This window comes from Plantactinospora solaniradicis, from assembly GCF_042658085.1.
Classification (GTDB): Bacteria; Actinomycetota; Actinomycetes; order Mycobacteriales; family Micromonosporaceae; genus Plantactinospora; species Plantactinospora solaniradicis.
The window spans coordinates 599,589-622,271 of record NZ_JBHSPR010000010.1; the positions used below are offsets into that span (position 1 = coordinate 599,589).

General features: G+C 68.2%; 17 protein-coding genes. 7 read left to right on the top strand and 10 right to left on the bottom strand.

Going from position 1 to position 22,683, the window contains the following annotated elements:
• Positions 1–123: 123 nt before the first annotated feature.
• The 4 genes from ACFP2T_RS15250 to ACFP2T_RS15265 all read right to left on the bottom strand — a co-directional run bounded on the left by ACFP2T_RS15250 (position 124) and on the right by ACFP2T_RS15265 (position 10,243).
• Complete coding sequence (locus tag ACFP2T_RS15250) at positions 124–5,034, bottom strand: DNA methyltransferase family protein (protein WP_377421894.1); 4,911 nt, start codon at positions 5,032–5,034, stop codon at positions 124–126.
• Entirely contained in the window at positions 5,031–7,844 is a 2,814-nt protein-coding gene (locus tag ACFP2T_RS15255; RefSeq protein ID WP_377421896.1) for an SNF2-related protein, read from the bottom strand. Before ACFP2T_RS15255 ends, ACFP2T_RS15250 begins: the two co-directional genes overlap by 4 nt.
• Before the next feature lie 71 nt (positions 7,845–7,915).
• Positions 7,916–9,025, bottom strand: coding sequence for a serine/threonine-protein kinase (locus ACFP2T_RS15260; RefSeq protein WP_377421898.1), 1,110 nt, complete (start codon positions 9,023–9,025; stop codon positions 7,916–7,918).
• Positions 9,026–9,073: 48 nt separating this feature from the next.
• Complete coding sequence (locus ACFP2T_RS15265; protein WP_377421899.1) at positions 9,074–10,243, bottom strand: hypothetical protein; 1,170 nt, start codon at positions 10,241–10,243, stop codon at positions 9,074–9,076.
• A gap of 307 nt (positions 10,244–10,550) precedes the next feature.
• Here ACFP2T_RS15265 and ACFP2T_RS15270 point away from each other — a divergent pair, with 307 nt between their 5' ends.
• Both ACFP2T_RS15270 and ACFP2T_RS15275 read left to right on the top strand, forming a co-directional pair.
• Positions 10,551–11,216, top strand: coding sequence for a M10 family metallopeptidase domain-containing protein (locus ACFP2T_RS15270; RefSeq protein WP_377421901.1), 666 nt, complete (start codon positions 10,551–10,553; stop codon positions 11,214–11,216).
• Positions 11,217–11,396: 180 nt separating this feature from the next.
• On the top strand, positions 11,397–12,038 hold the full coding sequence (locus tag ACFP2T_RS15275) for a nitroreductase family protein (RefSeq protein WP_377422853.1): 642 nt from the start codon (positions 11,397–11,399) through the stop codon (positions 12,036–12,038).
• A 71-nt stretch (positions 12,039–12,109) separates the two neighbouring features.
• Here the strand turns inward: ACFP2T_RS15275 and ACFP2T_RS15280 are convergent, their stop codons facing one another.
• Positions 12,110–12,784 (bottom strand): winged helix-turn-helix transcriptional regulator, encoded by a 675-nt coding sequence (locus ACFP2T_RS15280; protein WP_377421903.1) that lies wholly within the window; start codon positions 12,782–12,784, stop codon positions 12,110–12,112.
• A gap of 76 nt (positions 12,785–12,860) precedes the next feature.
• Between ACFP2T_RS15280 and ACFP2T_RS15285 the strand changes: the two genes are divergently transcribed.
• The gene (locus ACFP2T_RS15285) at positions 12,861–13,382 is read left to right on the top strand and encodes a pyridoxamine 5'-phosphate oxidase family protein (protein ID WP_377421905.1); all 522 of its coding nucleotides are present in this window, start codon (positions 12,861–12,863) and stop codon (positions 13,380–13,382) included.
• 101 nt (positions 13,383–13,483) lie between these two features.
• Entirely contained in the window at positions 13,484–14,071 is a 588-nt protein-coding gene (locus ACFP2T_RS15290) for a dihydrofolate reductase family protein (protein WP_377421907.1), read from the top strand.
• 13 nt (positions 14,072–14,084) lie between these two features.
• Here ACFP2T_RS15290 and ACFP2T_RS15295 read toward each other — a convergent pair whose 3' ends face one another.
• From ACFP2T_RS15295 to ACFP2T_RS15305, 3 genes are all read right to left on the bottom strand, one after another.
• Complete coding sequence (locus tag ACFP2T_RS15295; protein ID WP_377421909.1) at positions 14,085–15,548, bottom strand: DUF4241 domain-containing protein; 1,464 nt, start codon at positions 15,546–15,548, stop codon at positions 14,085–14,087.
• Positions 15,549–15,746: 198 nt separating this feature from the next.
• Positions 15,747–16,334, bottom strand: a complete 588-nt coding sequence (locus ACFP2T_RS15300; protein WP_377421911.1) for an SMI1/KNR4 family protein — start codon at positions 16,332–16,334, stop codon at positions 15,747–15,749.
• Positions 16,335–16,412: 78 nt separating this feature from the next.
• Positions 16,413–18,215 (bottom strand): cellulase family glycosylhydrolase, encoded by a 1,803-nt coding sequence (locus ACFP2T_RS15305; RefSeq protein ID WP_377421913.1) that lies wholly within the window; start codon positions 18,213–18,215, stop codon positions 16,413–16,415.
• A gap of 212 nt (positions 18,216–18,427) precedes the next feature.
• Here ACFP2T_RS15305 and ACFP2T_RS15310 point away from each other — a divergent pair, with 212 nt between their 5' ends.
• The gene (locus ACFP2T_RS15310) at positions 18,428–19,051 is read left to right on the top strand and encodes a hypothetical protein (protein WP_377421915.1); all 624 of its coding nucleotides are present in this window, start codon (positions 18,428–18,430) and stop codon (positions 19,049–19,051) included.
• Complete coding sequence (locus tag ACFP2T_RS15315) at positions 19,048–19,746, top strand: DUF6907 domain-containing protein (RefSeq protein WP_377421917.1); 699 nt, start codon at positions 19,048–19,050, stop codon at positions 19,744–19,746. The genes ACFP2T_RS15310 and ACFP2T_RS15315 overlap by 4 nt, the downstream gene beginning before the upstream one ends.
• A gap of 96 nt (positions 19,747–19,842) precedes the next feature.
• On the opposite strand, the gene ACFP2T_RS15320 is transcribed toward ACFP2T_RS15315, so the two are convergent.
• The gene (locus tag ACFP2T_RS15320) at positions 19,843–20,061 is read right to left on the bottom strand and encodes a hypothetical protein (protein ID WP_377421919.1); all 219 of its coding nucleotides are present in this window, start codon (positions 20,059–20,061) and stop codon (positions 19,843–19,845) included.
• Positions 20,062–20,294: 233 nt separating this feature from the next.
• On the opposite strand from ACFP2T_RS15320, the gene ACFP2T_RS15325 reads away from it, so the two are divergent.
• On the top strand, positions 20,295–20,495 hold the full coding sequence (locus tag ACFP2T_RS15325) for a helix-turn-helix transcriptional regulator (RefSeq protein WP_377421921.1): 201 nt from the start codon (positions 20,295–20,297) through the stop codon (positions 20,493–20,495).
• Between the two features lie 158 nt (positions 20,496–20,653).
• On the opposite strand, the gene ACFP2T_RS15330 is transcribed toward ACFP2T_RS15325, so the two are convergent.
• Positions 20,654–22,528, bottom strand: coding sequence for a phage tail protein (locus ACFP2T_RS15330; protein WP_377421923.1), 1,875 nt, complete (start codon positions 22,526–22,528; stop codon positions 20,654–20,656).
• Positions 22,529–22,683 lie beyond the last annotated feature (155 nt).

Here is a 22,683-nt window from a genome sequence, read left to right on the forward strand (position 1 = left end):
TAGGCTCAGTGATTCTTTACCCGGCTGCCTCGCTCGAAAGTGGGCCAGCTATAGCCGTTCTCTGCAGCATGGTTCGTCCGGCATAGCCCCACCTCCGGACGCACCTTGCCTCCAAGACAGTTCTCATACGCCAGGCGCATGTTCGGCGAGTCGTCGGCTGAACTCCGCATGTGCCCGCCGGTATTCGGTCTCCCGATCCACCTTGTAGAACGGCGCCTTATATCCCTCCGGCACCGGCCGACCCGGATCATCTAGGTACTCCATCAACTGCCGATAGTGCTCCTTCGTCTGACCGAAACCGAACGCGTACGGGTCAGCGGCGATCTTCCGGCCAGCCGCATCGAACCACATCTGCTCTTCACGATCGGTCAAGATTGGGTAGCGAGATCGAAGAATAGCAACAAGCTCCTGCATTTCGATACCAAGCCAGACAGCAACTAACGCATCAATCTCGACAAGGGCAGCCCTCCGAGCCAACTCACTCCGCAGAGGCGTATCCCGGGTCCAAACATCGGTGACCCCACCCAGGTGACTTAGGCCGGGCCATTCAATGGCCCAGCTTTCTGTAGACCACGCTGACCTGGACACTTCCTTCCAGAGCGCCGCGTAGTCGACGGTGAGGCAATTCAGCCTAAGTGCCCTTAGGAGCAGAGCTGAGCTAAGTGGGTTGGTCGGAACTGGGACCGGCATCGATCTGGCTTCGCCAGTAACCAGGTGAGTTCTGCCCGTTATCCGCAACAAGTAGTCTAGCGGTAATGACGCCCAGAACCCACTTGAGAGGGCCGTCACCTCATTGGTCGCTAGCGCCAGAGAAAATACGGTTAGCACGTGCGCCGGCCCAGGTGGAATCAAAGCAGCATAAAGCGACCTCTCAGAGCTCTTAGGGTTAATCATCGCCCGCCAAGCTAGACGATAGTACTCGGTATACGGCTTCCCATCCCAGGCATCCTGAGTTCGCCGGCTGAGCGCCTCGTCTCCGGCGAGGATGTAGTTCGATATCGGCCTGAAGTCTGAAGAAATTGACCCCACGTCAATAGGATCCCAGTCCCCCTGACTGCGACAGGGGTTACGAGGCTGCTTATAGGCCGGAGTAGCAATACCAAGGTGGGGCCCCTGGATTATAAGCTCCGACGACGTACCCGGCAGGACCTGCTTCCAAACAATTAGTCCTGACTTCTTTGCGTTAGCCTCATCGTAACCGCGGCTAATTCGATGCGGGAGGCCTCCGAGTCGCGCTTCGTAGCTTGAAAGGGCGGCTATCGCGCCATTCTCACCCGAACTAATCGGGTGCAGTAAAGGAGTTTGCTCTCTCGGCCCAGCATCGCCGCGCAACCGTCCCCACTGCATCAATACGCTTTCGTCGACCAGGACTACACGCGCGCCGTGAGGACGAAGATCCCAGGTTCCGTTGTATTTCTGGCCAGGGAGGTCTCCTTGGCCATCGTGTGAAATAGAGTCGATTAGGACACGTGGCCCGTAGAGCTTGCTCAAATGTAGGAAGCTAGGCTCCCTAGGAATTCCATATATATGGAGCCCAAACTCTAAATCCCGACTAGCATCTGCGAAGGCCCAATTCGCCCCGTTAACGAAGCCACCATGGACCCGGAGATGCCTGTAGGCAGCGCCACGAAGGCGCCCCTCCTTGAGGCCACTAAAGTGAGTGTCGGGGTGAATCAATCCGACCGTTCCGCTTCGAGATAGGTTGATCCACGTCCGGCACACAAACGCGCGATGCAAGTCCGGTTGAGTCCCGGCCAATAGCGGATACACGGTCTTATGGCTGAGGAAGTTTACTGCAGCTGAATTCAGTCCTAACTCCGTAAGGTAGCTAATACAAATCGGGTCCATGAGCAAAAGGTTCGCTCGCCTCCGTTGCCAAAGCTCAACCGACGGCTTCTCGGCCAGCCGGAACCACGGTTCGTGCTCGGCGAGCACGACATCCTCCAGCCACCTCGGCCGTACCCAGGGCGGATTGCCGACCTGTAGGTCGAAGCCGCCCCGGCCGAACGCCTGGGCGAAGGTCAGTTCCCAGTGGAAGAAGCCCTGCTCCTCGGCGATCCGGGTCGCGGTGTGCAGCCAGGGGAAGCGTTCTTCGAGCCGGAACGGGTTCTCCATCCCCATCAGCCCTTCAAGCCGCCCCTCGTACTCGCTCAGCTCGGTGAGCGAGGTGAGCTGAGAGACCAGCGAGTCGCCCGGGATGTCGGCCCGGCCTAGCAGGGCTTCGGCGAAGGTGAGCCAACTGTCCAGGTTCGTCAGCGGCACTGGTCGACGTAGCTGCTCGGCGAAACTCACCTTCCGGGTCCCGGTCGGCTTGACCGGCATCTTCAACTGCTGCGGCTCCACCTCGTCCCAGAGCGAAACCTTCTCGTAGACGGCCGGATCGTCATACGTCGGCACCTCCCGGACGTGGGTGACCTCGACCGGCTCGGCCGGATACACCTCAGCCGACCCGTCCAGCAGCTCAGCGGCATCCAGCGGCCAGAACCACAGCGCGCACCAGACGTCCATCAGGGTCTTCAATCGCCAGTACGGCGTACCGGCCGCCGTCAGGTCCGCCAGGATCTTCTCCCTGGCCACCGCCCCGTCAGCACTCGGCAACGGCCGATCCGGGGCCACCTCCCAGACCGCGATGTCCCGTCGGATCTCCCGCTCCGAGATCTCCAGCCGCCGCCCGACCAGCTTCCACAGGAACTCCACCCGACCGGCGAGCGCCTGCAACCGGGCCACCTGCGACGGCTGCTTCCTCGTCCCCTTGGCCGACGGCGCGCGCTTGATCGCCGTACGCCATCTTTTGAGTTTTTCGGTTTCGGCCGGCGCCAGCTCGCGGGCTTCCTTCTCCCCCGCGACCGCGCCCCAGCCGTCGGCCGGAAGCAGGAAGTGGTGGATGGTGCCCTCGTCGATGTCACCGTCCCGGAACGGCCGGTCCTCGGGTGCGGTGTTCAGCCACGACTTGTCGGCGAGCTGTTCCGGCCGGTAGAGCCGCCGTCCGCCGCCGATCAGCGAGTTACCCCGCTTGAGGTGCAGGCCGAACCAGGGCGCCTGCAATCCAACGTGCATCACGTTGAGCCAGAGCGACACCTCGGCCAGTTCGACCGCGGTCCGGTTCAGGTCGACGCCGTAGCAGTTGTGCAACGCGATGTACGCCTTCACCCGCTGCAACTCCAGGTGGTACGCCTCGGGTTCGAGGGCGGCCTCCAGTTCCTCCTGGCGGCGGCGCAGGTATTCGGCGGCGACCTGGTTGATCGCCTCGTTGAGGAAGGCGCCGGAGCCGAGCGCCGGCTCGCAGATCGTCCAGTCCAGCAGGTCCCGGGCGCGCAGCCCGTCGCCAGCTTCCTCGATCCGGTATTTCAGCGCGAGCTGGACGGTGACCTCAGTCAACGACTGCGGGGTGTAGTAGGAGGCGCTGGTCTGCCGGTCCCGCCCGGCGAGCCGGTAGACGAACGAGCCCGGCTCGTACGGGATCCGGCTCTTCGCCCCGGTGACCGGGTTTTCCTTCAACACGAAGACGTCGTCGTCGTAATCTTCCACCTTCGACTCGGGGATCATCCACGAGCCGTCCTTCGGGTCGCCGTGCTTCGCCACCTCGTAGAGCCGCTCGGTGGCGACGAACCCGGTGTACGACATCAGCCCCTCGTAGACCGCGCCGAGCTGGTTGATCCCCAACTGGGCGTACGAGATGAAGCCGCCGCGCTTCCGCTTGCCACCCTTGGTGATCATCAGCCGGCGCAGCACCTCGTAGAGAGTCCCGTTGCGCAGCCGGGTGTCCAGCTTCGGCCCGTCCGGATCGTCCTCGTCACTGCCCGGCTGCGGCACCTGCCGGCCGATCAGCCGGATCGCCTCCGGCAGGAACAGGTCGGACCGCATCGGCTCGAACCGCAGCCCCACGTCCTCGCTGGTCTGCTCCCCCACCTCCTCGTCGGCCCCACGCACCCGGTAGCCCTCGTTGACCCTCGTGCAGAGCAGGTCCAGCGACTCGTAGAGGTGGAAGCCGCCCTCGGCCGACGGGGGCAGCCGCCGGGAGATCAGGTCACCGAGCCGGGCCATGCTGTAGCCGGAGACGTACTCGGGATCGTTGACCGGCAGCACCCCCAGCTCGGGCCGGGCCTCGGCATAGAGCAGGAACAGGATCCGGTAGAGGTAGCGCAGCGCCTCCCGGCTCAGGTCCCGGGCCAGCTCGTCCAGGTCGGCGACCTCCTCCGGCCGGTAGCCGGCCTGGCGAATCCGGTCCAGCACCTCGTTGGCGATCAGCTCGACCGAGGTACGCAACCCTTCCCGCAGCTCGCCGCTCACCCCGACCGCGTGCTGCCGGGAGCCGGCGACCAGGTCGGCCAGCGGCTCGCTGCCACCCTCGGCCGGCGGGCGCAGCGAGTCCGCACCGAACAGCGCCGCGACGACGTCCAGCTCCCGCTCGTCGTTCCGGCCGTACGCCACGTCGAGGCTGACCGCCAGATAGCGGCCCTCACCCCAGACACTCCGGTCGGCGAGGGTGATCACCCCACCGCTCATGATCAGCACATATCTCGGCGGCTCCTCGGTCGCGAAGAGCCACGACGCGAGCTTCGCCCCGGTCGCCAGTAGCTCGCCGCCGGCCAGCTCGATCGGGCTGAGCAGCCGGCCCGCCTCGGTCGGGTCCTGGGCCGCGTCGGTGTCCACCGCCCAGCCGCAGTCGACCGCCACGATCCCGTGCCCGGTGCCCAGCTCGGCGTGCGCGACCGGGATCTCGTGCTCCTGCCCGGCCCGCTCCACGGTAACGGTGCCCGCCTGCGGATCGCCGAAGCCGAGCACCTTGAGCAGCTCGAAATGCAGCTTCCGCAGCCGTTCCGGGTCGAACAACTCCGGGTCGGCCAGCTCGATCTTCCGATCGAAGTAGTCCCGCCGGAATCCCCGCAGCCCGGCCCTCGGCGTCAGCCGACCGCCCCGCTCCTCCTCCGACCAGCGCTTGACCAGCCCACCCTTCAGGGTGGTCGGCAGCACCTCGGCCAGGTAGTGCGCCGACAGATACTCGCCCCGGTTGGTCAGCGACTCGAAACTCATGCCACACCCTCCGAGGCGTCGTCGACGAGGACGGCGAGCACCCGCAGCAGCGGCTCACCGGCGGTTTCCAACCGGGTGACCAGGTCGGTCTGCTCCCGAACGGTGCGGTGCACTCGCTCCCGGCGTCGCTCCCGCTGCCCGGATGCCAGCTCGCCGAACAGGCTGTCCTGCTCAAAGCGCTCCAGTTTGCGGCGGTGCTCGCGCAGCGGGGCGGCGATCTCGGCGTCCCATTCGGCCCGCCGGGCTGCCAGGTCGACCCGGGCCGCCTCGACCGCCGCCGGCACCAGCGCCTGAAGCTCGTCCAGCGGAATCCGCCGGCCCGGGTTCGCCAGGTTCGGCCCGACCTTCGCGTCGGTCAACGCGTCGACCATCGGGCCGACCCGGGGCGCGTCCGGCAGCCCGGAGACCGCCATCCACTCCACCACCGTCGGCTGGCCGAGCCGGTTGCAGTAGACGCCCTGGACCAGGAAGACCGGCTCGGGTACGGCCGCGGTCAGCACCAGCGCCTGCTGCCGGCCGAGCCGGGCCAGCACTTTGTCGACCAGCCACTCCACCATCGGATGTACGTCGCTGAGAAACGCGATCTCCGGCCAGGTCGGCTTCTTCGACTGCCGGGCCTCGTCCAGTTTCCGCTGCGCGAGCCGCCGGTCGAACGTCACCTTCAACCGCAGCTCGTCGCCCTCGGCGTGCGCCCGCAGGTAGGACCGGGGCAGGTCGGACAACCGGTGTACCAGATCCGGCGGGGCGAGGAACGACATCAGCTCGTCCTCCCGGCGCAACCCGATCCGGTCGTCGGGCCGGTCGTCGTACAACTCGGCCAGCGCCGTGTCGACGAAGTCGCTGGTCGCGTCGAACAGCTTCGGCACCTGCACCCGCTTCGGCTCCGCACCCACCGGCGCCTCACCCACCGAGGCCATCAGGTCGGCGAGCACGTCGACCTCGGCCGCACCGGCGGCGTACGACTCGTCGACCGTCTTGCCCTCCAGCAGGTCTCGGACCAGTCGGTCCTCCTCCAGCCTGGCGTCGTAGAGGCCGGTCATCGCCTCCACGCTGCCGAGGCTGCGGTGCGCCGCCTCCTCCCGGTCGAGCAGCTTCTCCGCCACCGTCCGGTCGTCCTTCGCGTCCGCCACATTCGAGGTGAGGATCAGCGCCCGGAACTGCGGCTCGTGCCGCTGCCCGTACCGGTCGATCCGGCCGTTGCGTTGCTCGATCCGGATCAGGCTCCACGGGATGTCGTAGTGCACCAGGTGGTGGCACTGCTGGTGCAGGTTCACCCCCTCCGAGGCGACGTCGCCGGTGAAGAGCAGCCGGACGTCGCTCCCGGCCAGCTCGAACTCCTGCAACACCTGCTGCTCCTCGGCGTCGGTCAGCCCGCCGTGCAGGGTGCGTACCGCCGAGGGTTTGAGGCCGAGCCGGCGCGGCACCACCTCGGCCAGCCACTTCAGCGTCGGCACCCGCTCCGAGAAGACCACCGCCCGGACCGGGCGGGTCGGCCCGACCCCGATCTTGTCCCGCAGCTCGGCGACCAGCCGGTCCAGCTTGCTGGAATCGTCGTCGGACATCTCCGCCGTCAGGTCCGCGAGCCGGTCCAGCGCCGCCCGCTCCCGGCCGGTCGCCTTCTTCGACCGGTTCGCCACCGTCGCGGCGAGCGCGACGTGCGAGGAGAGAAAAGACTTCAACAAGGTGTACGGGAACAGCCGGTCCTGCCTGCTCAGCGGCGCGTCGGTCCACTCGCCGGCCAGCCACACCTCGGTCAGCTCAGCGAAGATCCGCTCCTCGGCATCGGTGGCCGGGCAGTGCAGGGCCCGGGACGGTCCCCGGTCGGCCCAGCGGTTGCCGATCTGGTCCCGTACCTCCGGGCTGATCTTCGTCCGGCGCAGGTAGAGGTGGGCGATCTCCTCGGCCGAGTAGTCCTCCGGATTGGCGATCGCGGCCGGGTCCAGCAACGAGATCAGCGCGGCGAACGACTTCTTGTCCCCGTTGTGCGGGGTGGCGCTGGCCAGCAGCAACGCGTCGGTCTTGGCGGCCAGCCGCCGGGCCAGCTCGTTGCGCTGGGTGCGCTCGTTGATCAGGTTGTGTGACTCGTCGATCACCACCGCGTCCCACTCGATCGCGTCGAGGTGGTGACCGAACTGGCCGGCGTCCTTGAGGGTGTCGACCGAGATGATCGCCCGCTTGAAGTAGGTGAACGGGTTCCGCCCGGCCGGGATCTCCTGCTGGATCCGTTGGATGCCGGTGGAGTCCAGCCTGACCAGCGGGATGGCGAACCGGGTCCACAACTCGCGCTGGAACTGCTCCAGCACCTGCTGCGGCGACACCACCAGGATCCGGTCGCCGCGGCCACGCCGGATCAGCTCGGCCAGGATCAACCCGATCTCCAGGGTCTTGCCGAGTCCGACGACGTCGGCGAGCAGGATCCGGGGCCGCAGCCCGGACAACGCCAGCTCCGCCGGCCGCTGCTGGTAGGTCAGCGGATCCAGCAGGAACCGGTCGGCCAGCGCCAGACCCCGCTCCGACTGCGGTAACGGGGTACGCCGAAGCACCGCCTCCAGGAACAGCCGACTCTTCCGGAACCGCGACGAGGTGTCCTGGACGAGGGTGGTCTCCTCCGGCCGCATCGCCCGGACGTCGTCCAACTCGGTGAAGAACGTCGCCTCGACGTCCTGGACGAATTCGGAAACCCCGACGGCCTTGACCATCGTGCCGTCCCGGGCAGGCTTGGCGGTACGGACCAGCCATTCCTCGTCCCGGACGAGGATGCGCGATCCGGGCGCGAACTGAATGGCCGCGGGCGGGGACGGAGGCGTCATGGGGTGGGCGTCCTTCGCGGGAGGGGATGTTCTGTTGTGTCGAGCGGAGTTGTGTGGGGCGGCCAGCGGGGTCAGAGCGTGGCGCGGCGGGCGTACTGCTGACGCAGCTTGTCGATCAGCCAGCCGACCTCGGCCCGCGGCTTGTCCGGCGGATCGGGGTCCACCAGCGTGGTCGGCAGCCGGGCGGGCGGATTCGGATCGACCTCGGTGACCGGCCCGTCGTCCGAGCCGCCGTCATCCTCCGGAGTCGTCTGCTCGGGATCCTGGGACGGGTCGGTGAACTCCGGCGGCACCACGATCTCGGTGCTGCCGTCGAAGGTCAGCTCCCCGACCTGGCGACGCATCTCGGTCACCGGTACTCCGCCCGACGTCGCGATCACGAGCAGCCGGGTCCGTACGGCGGCCAGGCTGGGCCGGGCGGTCGGATCGTGTGCCAGCATCGCCCCGAGCACCGGTACCGCCTCGACCGGCACGCCGGAGAGGTCTGGCAGCACGTCAGGATCGGTGATCTGGAGCAGCAGTCCGTGCAGCCCGTTGCCGGCGGAGTAGAGCTTGTGCCCGGTGAGCGCGAACACCAGTGTCGCGGCGAGACCGTAGATGTCCGGGCCGGCGGCCATGTTCCGCTCGCCCTGGATCCGTTCCGGGGACATGTAGTCGGGTGTGCCGACCAGCCCGCCGGGATCGGTCAGAAAGTCTCCCCGCTCGGTCAGCACCGCCAGCCCGAAGTCGATCAGCACCGGCCCGTCCCGGCCGAGAATGATGTTGTGTGGCTTCAGGTCCCGGTGCACCAGACCGGCCTGGTGCACCCGGTCCAGGCCGTCGGCGAGCATCGCTCCGACCATCGCGACCAGCGGCAGCGATAACGGGCCGCGCTGCTCGACGTGCTGCATCAGGGTCGAGCCGGGTACGTACTCGACGGCCAGCCAGGCCGGATCACCGAGCGGGTCGGCGGCCTCAAGGCGGGCGACCCGGGAGCCCCAGACGACCTGCAGGCTCTCCACCTCGGCCGCGAACCGCTGCCGCACCGTCGGGTCACTGAGCAGGTGCCGTCGGATGACTTTCACCGCGACCCGGTCTGCCGTCGGTGACACACCGAAGTAGACGTCCCCCATCCCTCCCGACCCAAGTGGACGGACGAGCCGGTAGTCGCCGAGCTGCTGCAACGCGGGTGGCACACTCACTCGCCGGATCGCCTCCCCTAACGATGGCTCTCCGCACATTACCGGCGATCACTCTGGCGATGTCGACCGTTCACTCCCCCGTTGCGGTGGAATGCTCCGACCTGGACGGTGTAGCGGAAACGCCGGATCATCCGATGGGGGTAGCCCGATCGCCTGCTGCCAGCGGTCGAGTGCGGGCAACGGCTCCCAGCCCACCTCACGACGCCAGTACGCGGCACTCGCGCATCGGGCCCGCCAGGTCAACTGGTCCCGCTGGGGATCCGGCCCGATGAGCTCATCCCGCAACTCGACAAGGGCATCGAGCGAATGCTGGAAGGACAGCCGCTCCCGCATCCGCTCCGGACGGTGCAGTATCCAGTCCAGGTCCCTGCCCTCGCAGGTCGAGCAGCCACACCACCAGAGGTTGCTGTCCGGGTGCCGTCGCTTCGTTCGCGCCACCGTGCCGAGCCGCTTGTACGAGAGACAGCCTGACACTACGACGGACGGCGCCGGCCGGGACCATCGGCGACGTGCCGGCTGCGGGGCCATGGGATAGAGGTGACGCAGGGCGGCACGGGTGCCGACCGCCGCCGCGACCGCTCCACAGCAGAGCGCGCCCAGCGCGGAGATGTCGCTGCGCAGCAGGAGCAGCGGCACGTCGCAGTTCAACAGCTCGATCAGGCCGTCCACGACGCCCCGTACGCCGAACGGGTCGGCCTGGTACTCGACGATGATCGCGACCGGAACGGCGAAGGCGCGCACCTGTCGCAGCAGGGTGTCCCGGGCGCTTGGCACTCTGAGCCAGGACAGGTGCAGCGGCAGCAGTGCGATCGCGTCGCCGATCATCGCCGTCCTGCGCAGGATCGCGACGAGCCCGTCGAGGTCGCCCCACCCCACGTAGCCCGAGTCGGTGAGCACCGGCAGTCCCAGTTCCCGCTGCCGTCCCAACCAGTCGGAGCTGAACGGTGTGTTGGCGGGCAGCCGGCGGTTCCCGCCGTACCGGTTGGCGTCCAGCAGGAGCGGACGGTCGTAACCCTTTTCCACCAGGTAGCACGCCCAGCGGTAGACCCCGGGCAGGTTGCCCTGGCGGGCGGTGACGACGAGGCCGGTGCCAGGGCGGTTGACGATTCTTCTGACGGCGTCGACGTCGGCGATGCCGCACTGCGCCAGCAGCGTGCGGTCGAGTCCCTCGACGGTCCGGAGCGGGGAACGGAGCAACTGAGTCTGATCGGGCGTCACGTCGCCCCCTATCGATAACTCTAAGTATCTAGAGGGTAACCCGACGCGATCAATCGCGAAACGGTGCGGCTCCCCGAGTGGCAGAGGCTTTACGCCCGGTGTGGAGTGCACGGAGCCCGCTTCCGCTCCGGCGGTCGGCGCCGCGTTCGTGCCTCGGGCTGTGAGCCCTGCCGCGTAACTCGTCCACCGCTGTCCGACGGTGTCCAACTCCTCCCGTCGGGTCGGGGCCGCTGCGGCACTGTCGTACCGCACGCACCGATCCAGGGGAGGAAAGATGTTGCGATCGACCAAGAGGCGCTTAGGTTGGGTGGCTGCGGCAGGGGCCCTGACCCTCCTGATCGCCAGCCCGTCCACGGCCAACGCCACTGCCGAGGAGCCCGGCCCGGCCGCCCCGGCGGCCACCTCGAAGCCGACCCCGCTGCGCTACGACCACCTGCCACCGGCCAGCGCTGGGGCGCCGAGGTTCGTACTCGACGCGGGCACCTGGCTGCCGGACCGGACCCTCACCTACCGGTTCGCGAACAGCACGCCGGACGTGGGCGGTTTCGACCAGCGCAGCGCGATCCGCCTGGCGCTCGACCTGTGGGCGACCGAGACGAACCTGAGCTTCAGCGAGGTCACCACCGGGGGCCAGTTGGTGTTCTCCTTCGTCACCGACGACCACAGTGACGGCTTCCCGTTCGACAACCGGAACGGGGTCCTGGCACACGGGTTCTTCCCGCCACCGACCAACACCACCTCGATCGCCGGCGACGTCCACTTCGACGACGACGAGACCTGGAGCGCGCTGTCCCAGTCAAGCAGCGCGCAGCCCATCGACCTGCGCACCGTGGCCGCGCACGAGATCGGCCACGCGCTGGGGCTGCGGCACTCAGCCGATCGGAACGCCCTGATGTTCGACTTCTACAACGGTTCGCATCGCTTCCTGTCCGCTGACGACATCGCCGGGATCCAGGCCAAGTACGGCGAGTAACCCGGTTCGCCCCCGTGGCAACGCTCGAGGCGTCCGCACGTCGCCGTAGCGGCGTGCCGGACGCCTCGCTCGGCGCTCAGCGCGCCGCGCCCCCGTACGGAGAGGGTCATCGCGGCCAACAGGCCGGCACCGATCATGACCGCCCGGTGATGGTCGTCCCGCGGTGGCAGGATGTTCGGCATGGAGTTTGCTGAGGTGATCCGTCGTCGTCGGATGGTGCGGCACTTTGCCGACCGGCCGCTGAGTCCCGACGTCATCGAGAGGATCCTGGCCAGCGCGCTACGCGCGCCTTCGGCCGGTTTCTCGCAGGGCTGGGCCTTCCTCGCGCTCACCGACCCGGCCGACCGGGCCAGGTTCTGGCCATTTGTCCCCACCCGCGTCGCGCAGACTCCGACCATGCAGGACGCGCCCCTCGTCGTGGTACCGCTCGCGCACAAGGCTGCATATCTTGCCCGGTATGCCGAAGCCGACAAAGGCTGGACCGATCGGTCCGAAGCCCGCTGGCCGGCACCGTACTGGTACATCGACACGGGAATGGCCTCGCTGATGATGCTGCTCACCGCTGTCGACGAAGGCTTGGGCGCCTGCTTCTTCGGCATCATGCCGATGGCGGACGATGATTTCGATCCTGCGACAGACGTGCCCGCGCACACCGCCGCCTTCAAAGCGGAGTTCGCGATCCCCGACGAGTACTCGCCGATCGGCGGTATTTGTATCGGCTACCGCGCCGACGACCTGCCGCCGCAGAACCCAGCCATCGCCGGGCGCCGCCGGGGCGCCGACACGGTCATCCACCATGGACAGTGGGGTCGCCAGCACTGATCGCGTCCTCGGGAGCGTGCCCGCTCGTCGCCGACCGGGTGGCCGTACCTGCGCCACCTGGTGCGTGAGTGTCATGGGGCGGACTGTGGTGCCGGTCCGAACGGGGCCAGGAGAAGATCGGTGAGGCGCCGCTTGGCGTCCTCGTCACCGCCCAGCCGTAGCGTGCCCGAGTCCAGCGCCGCCGCCAGGGTGACCTGGTGCCCGCAGACGGCCCGGAGCGTGTCGATGTCGGTGGTGAGCGTCGCATCGGGCTGCCCCTGCGCCGTGTCCCGACGGATCGCAACCGAGTCGTCGGCGACCTCGACGAGGTAGGTGTCGGCGTCGACGCGGAACTCGTAGACGCCGCGCAGCTCCGCGGTGGGCGCCGGATCGAAGGCCGTCTTGATGCTGAGCAGCAGGGAGTCGACGCCGAGGGCACCTTCGCGTACCGGTGGGGCCTGACTCCCCCAGCGCCCGAGCTCCAGCAGGATGGGCTCCAGGGCGCGGCCCCAGTCGGTGAGCTCGTAGAGGTGGACCCGGGTCGGCGGCCCCAGGTCCCGCCGTCGCACGACGCCGTGCTCGGTCAACTCGCGAAGCCGCTGGCTCAGCACGTTCGGGCTCACCCCTGGCAGGCCACCGAGCAGGTCGTTGAAGCGCTTGGGGCCGAGCAGGAGGTCCCGTACCACCAGCATCGCCCACCGCTCGCCGATGGCGTCCAGGCCACGCGCCACACCGCAAGGATCCCCATAGCTGCGCACGCCGCTCATGACCCTCAGCCTACCGTAGCTCCTAGTTTAGGATTGTCACTTGTCTTTTAGGAGTTAGCTCTCTAGCTTGACTTCCATGAGCCTCCTCGACAGCCGCGCGGCGAGCCTGCCGCAAGGCGACGTGAAGCTGCTGGACACGCCCGCCGCGCAGCGCCTGCTCACCGAGCCCCGGGTGGCGCACCTGGCCTACACCCGCAAGGACGGGACGCCCCGGTTGATCCCGGTGAACTTCCTGTGGACCGGCGAAGAGCTGGTGGTCGGCGCGTTCGCCGGCACCTACAAGATCCGTGACCTGCGGGCCCGGCCGGACGTGGCGATCTGCATCGACACCACCGAAGGGCTTCCGCAGGTGCTCATGCTGCGCGGAAAGGTCACCCTGGCCGAGGTCGAGGGCGTCCTCCCCGAGTACGCCACGATCCAGCGCGCAGGGATGGGCGACGAGGCCGGTAGCGCGTACCTGGAGGCGATCGACCAGCCCGGCCTGCGGATGGTCCGGATCGGACTGCGCCCCACGTGGGTCGGAGTCCTCGATTTCCAGGACCGGGTCCCGGAGAGAACACCCCAGCCCGTCCGGGCCGCCCTCGGCGCCGACCGGTAGCCGGCCCGGTCGAGAGGGCTGACCGGAGGAGACCAGCCTGAGCCCGGGTGATGGACCGGGCAGGGTGCAGAGAATCAACGCCGCAGAACAGAGGATGTTGGATGCGCAAGATCATTGTATCGGTGTGGATCACCCTCGACGGGTTCGTCGCCGGCCCACAGGACGAGATGGACTGGCTCCTGGTCGACGACCAGCTTCAGAGATACGAGCGGGACCTGGTGGAAGACTCCGGCAGTCTGATGCTGGGCCGGATCACCCACGGCGACTTCGCCGGCTACTGGCCGCAGGCCGCCCAGGATCCCGACGGGCCGGACGAGGTGAGGGGGTACGCCCAGCGGCTCGACGCCATGGAGAAGATCGTCGTCTCCGCTTCAGGCAACACCGCCACATGGAAGAACACCGAGAGGCTCGCCCGCATCGATCCCGGCGAGATCGCCGAGCTCAAGCGCCGCTCCGGCGGGAACATCGTGGTCTACGGCAGTCTCGGAGTGATCCGATCCCTCGTCGATCTCCGACTCGTCGACGAGTTCCATCTCCTGGTCCACCCCCTGTTCCTCCGCCAGGGCAAGGCCCTGTTCGACGGCAGCCAGCCGCCTGTCCGACTGGATCTGGTTTCCGCCGAACCCTTCGCCTCCGGCGTCGTCCTGATGAAGTACCGCCCGAGCGACCACGTCCCCACCGCCTCCTGACGATCTCCTGGCCCTACTCCTTCTCGGCCCCGATCCTGGCAGCGGCCTTGGCCAGGAATTCGGCGGTTGCCTCGGGGTCCGCCGGGTTCGGCTCCGGCCGCACGCCGCTGCCCGTCGGGGCCGGGGTGAGGAAGACTGCGGTGTCGGGTGCGGTGGGCGGCAGGGGCCTCATGTCGTGCAGCACCAGCATGTCGGCCACCAGACAGGTGACCTCGCCGTCGGCGGTGCGGCCGATCCAGACCGGGTAGGAGCCGTCGCCTGCCCCGCTCGGGAAGGCGATCAGATTGGTACCGGTGGCCGGATCGGCGACCTCCGTCTCCTTGTCATCCTCCCGGGCGTCGCTCTGTTGCCGGTGCTCGTACGCTGCGCCGAGGGCGTCCCGCCCTGACGCGTCCAGGAATGCGCCCGTGCCGGTGTCCACTCCGAAGCCGTAGAACTCGTCGTCGCCGAGCAGCCGGATGTCCTGCCCGGGACGGACCGCGAGTTCCCAGCTCGCGGTGGGCTTGTCCAGGATCCGCACCATGGCGGCGGTCGTCTCGTTCCAGCCTTCGCTCTCCCGCCGCAGGCCGGCGACCAACACGGGGTGGTCGCCGGCCGGGACCCTTACCGTGTACGGCTCATCGCTGCTGCCGAGGGTGCCGGGGTCGGCGGCGATCACTGCGCCGGTCGGCACTCGCAGCACCCCGGCGGGTTGGGGTTCGGTAACGAACGCGACGCCGGACTCGGTGTCGGAGAACCGACTGCCCCGGGTGAACAGCGCCTCCAGATGGCGGGGCCGCAGGCCCGACGGAGCCGTCCACGGCGGCGTTGCGGCCTCCCGGTGACCCTGGTCTTCCTGGTGCCTGGCAGGTACGAGCGCTACGTGACCGGCATTTCGCTTGAAACCGAGCATCCGGCCGTCCGCGTACGCCGTCCAGTCGGCGAACGGGGCCCTGCGCAGGGTGCGGTGCCGCTCCGGGACGTCGCGGCTGGTCTGGAAGAGGCTGCCATGGTCCAGCTCCACGTCGGCGGTGTCACTGTCCGGCCGGGCGGTGAGGGTGAAGTGCCAGCCGCGCTCGGGGAATTCCGGCTCGTCCGCAGACCCGTAGCGCCACTGCTCGTACTGGCGGAGATCGAGCAGGCCCGGTTCGAGCTCGCGGTAGTCATAGGCACGGTCGCGGCGGCCGTGCTCGTCGAAGAGGAACAGGCCCAGGTAACGGTGCCCCCAGTCGATCTGCAGCAGCGCCCTCGGCCGTGCGCCGGCGGTGAGCAGTACCGCGTAAGGCTCACCGGCCGAATCGCGCCTGCGCGCCTCTTCCACACCCATCACGCCGACGGGCTTCCGGCTTCCCGGCTCCCATCCCGCGCAGTAGGTGACCTCGACCGCCCTCTCCTCGGCCACGCCCTGACCCACCCTCTCGATCAGTGCCGAGCTGATCCGGACGGTGGCCGCCACCACGGCGAGTGCGCTTACCAGCGCCAGGCAGGTCAGGAACACCAGTCCGGATCGTCGGCGGCCGAAAGCCCCGACGGCCGAGCCGAACTTCCGCAGGCTTCCCCGTGAACCATCACGATCTGGAACTCCTCCGGCCCGGTCGGTCGCCCGAGCGTCACCGGCATCATGTTGGTTCGACATCACGTCATGATCCCAGGGTCTCCAGCCATCCATTCGGCACCCGCTGGACTCGCAGCGAGGTCAGGGCTTGGGATCGCGATCGGTTCGGTTCGCCCACGCGTTCCACTCCTCTACCGTGGTGATCTGCACGCCCTCGGGTAGCAGGAACGGTCGCGCTGTCGTGGCGGCCACCGTGAACGGCTTGAAGTCGCGATTTGTGAGCATGTGGTAGATGAATTCCGACAGGCTCCTGTCGTATCGGTGCCACGGCTCGACACCGTCCTTGCGAGCGACCACCGGCCACGCCGCCGGGTCGGTCTCCGCGTTCGCGAGCCAGTAGTACTCACCCTCGGTCTGATCGTCGCCCCAGCAGAGCAGGCCCGGCCGCCCTGGACCGCCGTACAGGTCGTACGGCGCGTAGAGACCCGCATATTCCGGACGGGCCTGGTGCCACCGCCAGGAGGAGAGCAGGCTGTCCGTCGCCGCGTCACCGAGGGGCCGCACGAGCCGTAGGAATCCGGAGTAGTAGCCGCCACCGAGCAGCGAGCACAGCTCGCGGTAGTCGGTCGGCAGTGTCGTGCCCAGCTCTGCCTCGACTGACGTCCAGTCGATGTCACGCGGCTCCGGTCGTGCGCCGGTCACCTCGACGATCCGTTGCATCCAGGACATGATCATCATTGTGGCAGCGGAACAGGTACGGGCCCCCGCCGGATAGGCAGGGGCCCGTCGTACGTCAACCGGCAACCGTCACTCGGCGCGCAGGTGGTCCAGGTCGAAGTCACCGGGGCTGACCCAGATCAGGATCCCGCGTACGTCTGCCAGCGCCGCCGCGTCGCAGGACATCTCGGTGAGCAGGTCGGCCACCACGGTCGTCTCGGTGCCCTGTGGCACCCAGCCGAAGGTGGACTGGCACCACGCGTACTCCGGCCCGGTCTGCAACGCGATCGCGCTGGAGGTGCCGGCCGCCGCCCCGGTCCGCAGGTCGTACCGGAGCGTCGCCTTGGCCGACAGGTCCACCGGGGTCGGCAGGGTCACCCCGAACCAGCCGCCACCGGTCGCGGCGACCCGCAGCCCGGCCGAGCCGTGGGTGTGGAAGTCGGCGGTCGGTGCCAGCGTGCCGGCGTCGGGCTGCCAGTTGCCCGGTGCCCAGCCCTCGAGCCCGGTCTCCCAGGAGGCGATCAGGATCGGATCACCGGGCGCCGGCTTGACCGTCACCGCCAGGTCGGCCGCGTTCGACGTACGCCCTGCCTGGTCGCGGACGGTGTACCGGGCGACGGCCCGGCCCTGGAAGCCGTCGGCCGGAGTGAAGGCGACCGCCCCCGTACCCGGGTCGAGCGCGAACCCGCCGCCCGGGACGGTGACCCCGCGCTGCTGGCCGGCGGTGGCCGGATCGAGATCGATGCTGGCCGCCCGCACCGTCGTCCGGTACGCGATGTCGTTCCCGGCCGGGGTCAGCGTCACCGGGGTACCCGACTCGGTCACCGCGTTGTCGTGGTCGGCGACCGGCGATCGGGACCGCTGCCCCCGGGTCAGTTCGTCGCCGGCATTGCTCAACGTCGTGCAGACCGGGCTCGGGCAGTAGACGGTGTACCCGTCGTAGTCCGGATAGAGCGTGCCGTCGTCCTGGATCCCGGAGAGGATCCAGTAGAGGAACCCGGTGCCGCCGGTTCCGATGAACGCGTCCGTCCACTGTTGGTAGACCGGGTTCCGGGTGGCCTTGTCGACGTAGCCGAACTCACCGAGCATCACGGGCTTGCCGAGCCGCCGGGCGTCCCGGTTGTGCCGCTTGATCCATTCGACGCCCCAGGCCGCGTCCTTGCCCCAGTGGTCCGGATAGAGGTGGTACGACACCACGTCCACCGCCGGCAGCCGGGTCAGCGCGAGGCTGTCGACCCCCTCGCCGCAGTTGACGGTCCAGTCCGAGCTTGCCGGGTCGTCGCAGTAGAAACCCTCGTCACCGACGCTGGCCAGGTGCCTGGGGTCGACCGACTTGATGTGCCGGGTCATCTCGTCGGCCCAGCCGGTCAGCACCTCGGGCGTACAGGTCGGCGACATCGGGTAGACGCCGGAGCCCTTGCACCTCGGCTCGTTGCCCAGTTCCCAGGTCATCACCGTCGGGTCGTCGGCGTACCGCACCCCGGTCAGTGAGTTGGTCCGGTTGAGTACGTGCGAGATCCAGTCCTTGTACCAGCCCCGGATCACCGGGTCGGTGTAGAAGTCGTCGTGGTACTGCCCGCCCCGCCAGCGGACGTACTGGTCCATTCCGCCGAAGTCCCGCCAGTTGTTCGTCAGCGGGATGACGAGCTTGATTCCGGCCTGCCGGGCGGCGTACAGGACGTAGTCGAGCCGTTCCAGGCCGTCCGGCCCGTCGTTGTAGGCCGGCCTCGCGCCGTCCCAGTACTGGAAGTAGACGCCGTCGGACTTGCCGGCGACCGAGTCGGTGCCGTCTTCGTTGCCGATGTCGAGGAAGCCCCAGTGCCGCAGCACGGTGAACCCGGCGGCCTTGGCGTCGGCGAAGACGTCGTCGACCATCGTCCGGGACTTGTACATCAGGAAGAAGTCACGGCAAGCCCGTGACCTGCAAATGACCCTCCAGCACCCCGCTTGACCAGGGAAAACAGCCCTGAGAACTACTCACTAACTCACACGTCTTCACAGTGGCACGTGCCCAACATGTGCCCACGGTTTCCCCAATAGGACGGACCCGGACGCGGTGATCGAAGCACCGGCCGGGCCCTTGATCAGGACGGAGCCCTGACCCAATGCGTAACCTACCCACCCTGCCCGGATGCGGGCAGCCCAGCACGACCAGGATCGAGATCTACACGCCGACCGCGACAGCCGCTCACGGCAGCTTCGACGGCGCGGCGTACGGATGCGACCGGCACGCCATGGAGATCGTTTCGGCGCTTCAGGTTGCCGGCTTCACCCCGCACCGGGATCCGTCCCCGGTCGACGTGTCGACGTGGCCGTGCGGACGCGTCTTCACGTTCTCCGCCCCGGTCGAGCCGGCCGGCGTCGTGTCGCCAATTGGCGACACGACAACCACTGGCGTTACGCCAGTGGTTGCCGCTTCGGGAGCGGTAACTGCGCCGTCGGACGCCGACGTGGCCGCGTTCATCGCCGCGAACAAGGTGCCGCTGCCCAGCGGACACCCGCGCTGGTGCCACCGCAACGACACGGACCGGACCCACCGCTCGACGCTCTTCCGGGTCACTGACCGGATCGCCCTACAGATCGAGCAGCCGCACGTCGGCGGCGAGCCGGCGATCACTCTGCTCGACGGGATCGCCCCCCGGTCCGTCCGGTACCCGCTCGACGTGGCCCAGTCGCTCAGCCGTCAACTCCGGGTTGCCGTCTCGCTGGCCGGAATGGACCTGCGGTGAGCGCCGGAAAGGGTCGGCGGAACCCGTCTCGCCCGCCCGCGTCGGCGAAGCGGTGGCGCCCGGACCCGCGGACGAAGCCGTGCCCCGAGTTCTGCCGTGTCGACCACGGGCAGAAAGCGGAAATCGAGCAGGAGACTGCGATCCGGCTGCACGAGGTGCGGTTGCCGGAGATCTTCCACGGCAGTGACTACATCGCGTCGGTGGCGGTGGCGACGTGCGACGACCTCGAAACCGGCGAACGAACGGCGGTCACGGTGTCGGTCGGGACCGGTGACGGGGAACTGAGCCCGGATCACGCGGCTCGGCTCGCTGGACAGCTCACCATCGCGTCGGCGGTCGCCCGGACCGGTGCCGGTCCAACCGACTCCGAGACGGAGACGGTTGCCGGCGTCCACTCGTGGTGTGTCGGCGAGATGAACCGGACCTGTGACGGCATGGACTGCATGAGCGAGCCCGTCGACACGCTCGCAACCGCCGGGGAGCAGATCCACCAGGATGCTGGTGGGGTGACGGTCGGGGTGGCGAGCGTGTACGCCGAGACCCGCGACGACGGGCGACCGGGCGTACACCTGGTCGTCGCAGGGCCGACCGGGCTCGGTGAGCCCCGGGAAGCGTGGGTGTCCTTCACCCCGAGCGAAGCCCGCCAGTTCGCGGCCCGGGTGCTGGCCGAAGCCGAACGGGTCGAGTCGACCTGATCAGATCCGGGACGTCCCGAAAGTGATCGAGGGGACCTGAACCGCCTTGGGAGCGGTTCAGGTCCCCTCAGCACGTGTTCCGGATGGAACGTGTGGTCAGTTCGGCCAGGGGGTCTGTAGCCGCTCGTACGCCACCCTGCCGGCCCAGCAGTAGCCGGTGTGGTCTGGCGGGTTCCCGCACGACTGGCACCGGTCGTTCACCACCGTGTGGCGTCGAAGGATCGAGCGCATCTCGGCGCGCTCGACGTCGGCGGGTACCGGGTCCGGTCCGGGATCCCGGGGTACGGGTTGGAGAAAGTCACCTTCACTGAACATGGCGGCGAACACCCTTCGTCGCGTCCGGGTCCGCCCGCCGGCCGGCGGATCTCCTCTCCCATGGGAGAGCTTCCGGGGTGATCCGGCCGGGGGCAGACCGGGGCCGATGTGCCGCCCCCGCACTCCGTGCCAAGAGCGGCACGACCCGTCCCACCAGACTCAGTTGCAACGTGCACACCGTCAAGGTTGGAAGTGGCAACGTTCACCCATTGCACGTTCATACCGTCAAGGTCGTGAGACTGGTCGCGCTCTCCGACATCGCCGAGATGCTCGGCGGGGTGTCGCGGACCAGGACGACCGAGATCACGAACCGGAAAACGTTCCCGGCGCCGATCGACACGGTGGCGTCCGGCAAGGTGCGCGTCTGGGATCGCGCGGACGTCGAACGTTGGATCGCGGAGTACCGACCGACGCAGCGCACCGACGAGACGTGATCTCGTTGCCGCTCGCGGATGATCTCTTCTGAACTCGCTCCCCGTCGCGGATGATCTCGCCGAACGGCAGGGGTACACACGTTCTGCGTACCCCTGCCATCTGTCCCGCTATGCCGGTTTGTGCGTGCCGAGCGTTCACCTCGTACGTTCGGCTGAGGTCACGAGCCGAGCGCGAACACCGGATCCCCGCCGTAGCTGATGCGGATGTTCTCCTTCAACGCCACGGTGAGCGGATCGGTACCGTTCCCGATCCACTCGGCGGTCAGTCGCGGCGCCGGAGCGACCGGTGCCGAAGCGCCGAAGCCCGCGGCCGGCGACGTCAACGGCGTACCGCTGATCAGCGTCGTGACCGACCCGAGTTCGGTCTCCAGGGCCCGGCGTTCGCCGTGGATGCCCCGGATCAGTCCGCCCATGATCGCGGTACCGGACGGTTCCAACAGCCGGCGGTCGGTGTCCATCGGACCCTTCCAATCCGGAATCATGTTCGTGATCCAGCCGAGCGTCCCGGACAGCGACGGGACCATGCCCCGGATGCCGTTGATCAACCCTTGGATGATCGACCGACCGGCGTTGCGGAGTAGGTCACCGAGGTTGCCGAGCGCACGCAGGATCCGACGCGGGATGCCGGCGAAGAAGTCGACGACCGCCCCGGTGTCGTACCGGACCGTCCGCCAGACAGCGGCGATGATCGCGCCCAGGTGTTGGAAGAAGTCGCCGACGTCCTCAACGATGTACCCCCATCCGACGACCGCTTGCCGCAGGACTTCGAGCGCGTCGTCGACGGTCGCCCGGAGCACCGAGTACACCTGTCCGGCGTAGCTGATGAACTGGCCGAACGTGATCAACGCCAGTCCGGAGATGTTGATCAGGTCCCGCAGGAACGTCGACGCACCCGGTCCGCCCTCGGAGACGAGCGAGAAGAAGTCGCCGACGTCCTGACCGAGCCGGGGCAGCGTCGACGCCAGATCCTTCAACAACGGCACGGCCGCTTTCGCCATCTCCGTCAACCCGGGCAGGGCACCCTTCACGAAGCCCGCCAGCGCTTCCGTGAGCGCCGAGATCGCCGTCGTACCGTTCTCGTCCGGGGTAGCGAACACCGCGAACAGCGACTTCAGATCCGGGGCGATGTCCGTCAACAGTTGCTCGATCGCACCCATGGCGGCGACGAACGGCTTCAGCAACGGCTCGGCCGCATCCCGCAGGGTGCTGCTGAACTTCTCCTTCAGCGACTCGGCGGCGGAGACGAACTCCGGTTCGTTCTTCAGGATCAACGCTGCGGCGCCGATCAACCCGAGCCCGGTCCCGCCGATGATCGCGGCTCCGATCGCCGACCCGATGGTCGCGGCGGCGACCGGAGCGAACGCACCAGCGATCCCGACCCCGAGCCCGATCCCGAGCGTCGACACGACCGGGTTGTTGACGACGCTCGACAGCGCCGAGCTGATGCCGCCCTGGAGCGATTCGCCAGCGCCGGCGGCGAGCCGGCTACCGAGCTGCCGCCCCTCCGCGTCGACATGGATCCGGCCGATCGCATCCCGGACGTCGACGTCCAGCCGCTCCCGGTCGAACTCGACCCGTACCCGAGCCACCACCGACCGGGATGCGGCCCGTACGGACTCGCTCAGCCGGGCCAGCAACCCACCCGTGTCGACGTCCGTCCCGACCCGTGCGCGTACGCCGTCGTCAGCCCGGTCGACCTCCTCCCGGAGCAGCCGACCGAACGTCGTACCGTCCGGGCCCACAGCGACGACCGCGCGCGTCTGCTCCGCGATCCGCTCGACGTCGTCACGGAGATCGTCCAGCGCCGACCGGTCCGCCCGCACCGGCACGTCCACCGGATCGAGCCGGCCGACGTCGTCGACAACCGGCTCGACCGGCAACCGCACCCGGGCGTTCGTGAACGCGTCCGACAGCATCTTGTCGATCGCGCCCGCGTTCAGTTCCTTCTTCAGCTCACGTTGCAGCGACTTCGTGAACCCCTTCAGCGAAGGGAGAATGCTGACGTACGCGGCCCCTACTTCGGTGTTCGCCACCGGATCTGCTCGATTCTGCGGGCGCAGAGGTTGATACGGGACAGCTAGCCGCTTTGGAAAAAGAAGTGCGGAGGGAGATTCGCCTATGCCGGGGGAGTGCGGCCGGGGGTGGGGTGGGGGAGGAGTGGCCCTGGGGGTCTGGCATCTCCTCCCCC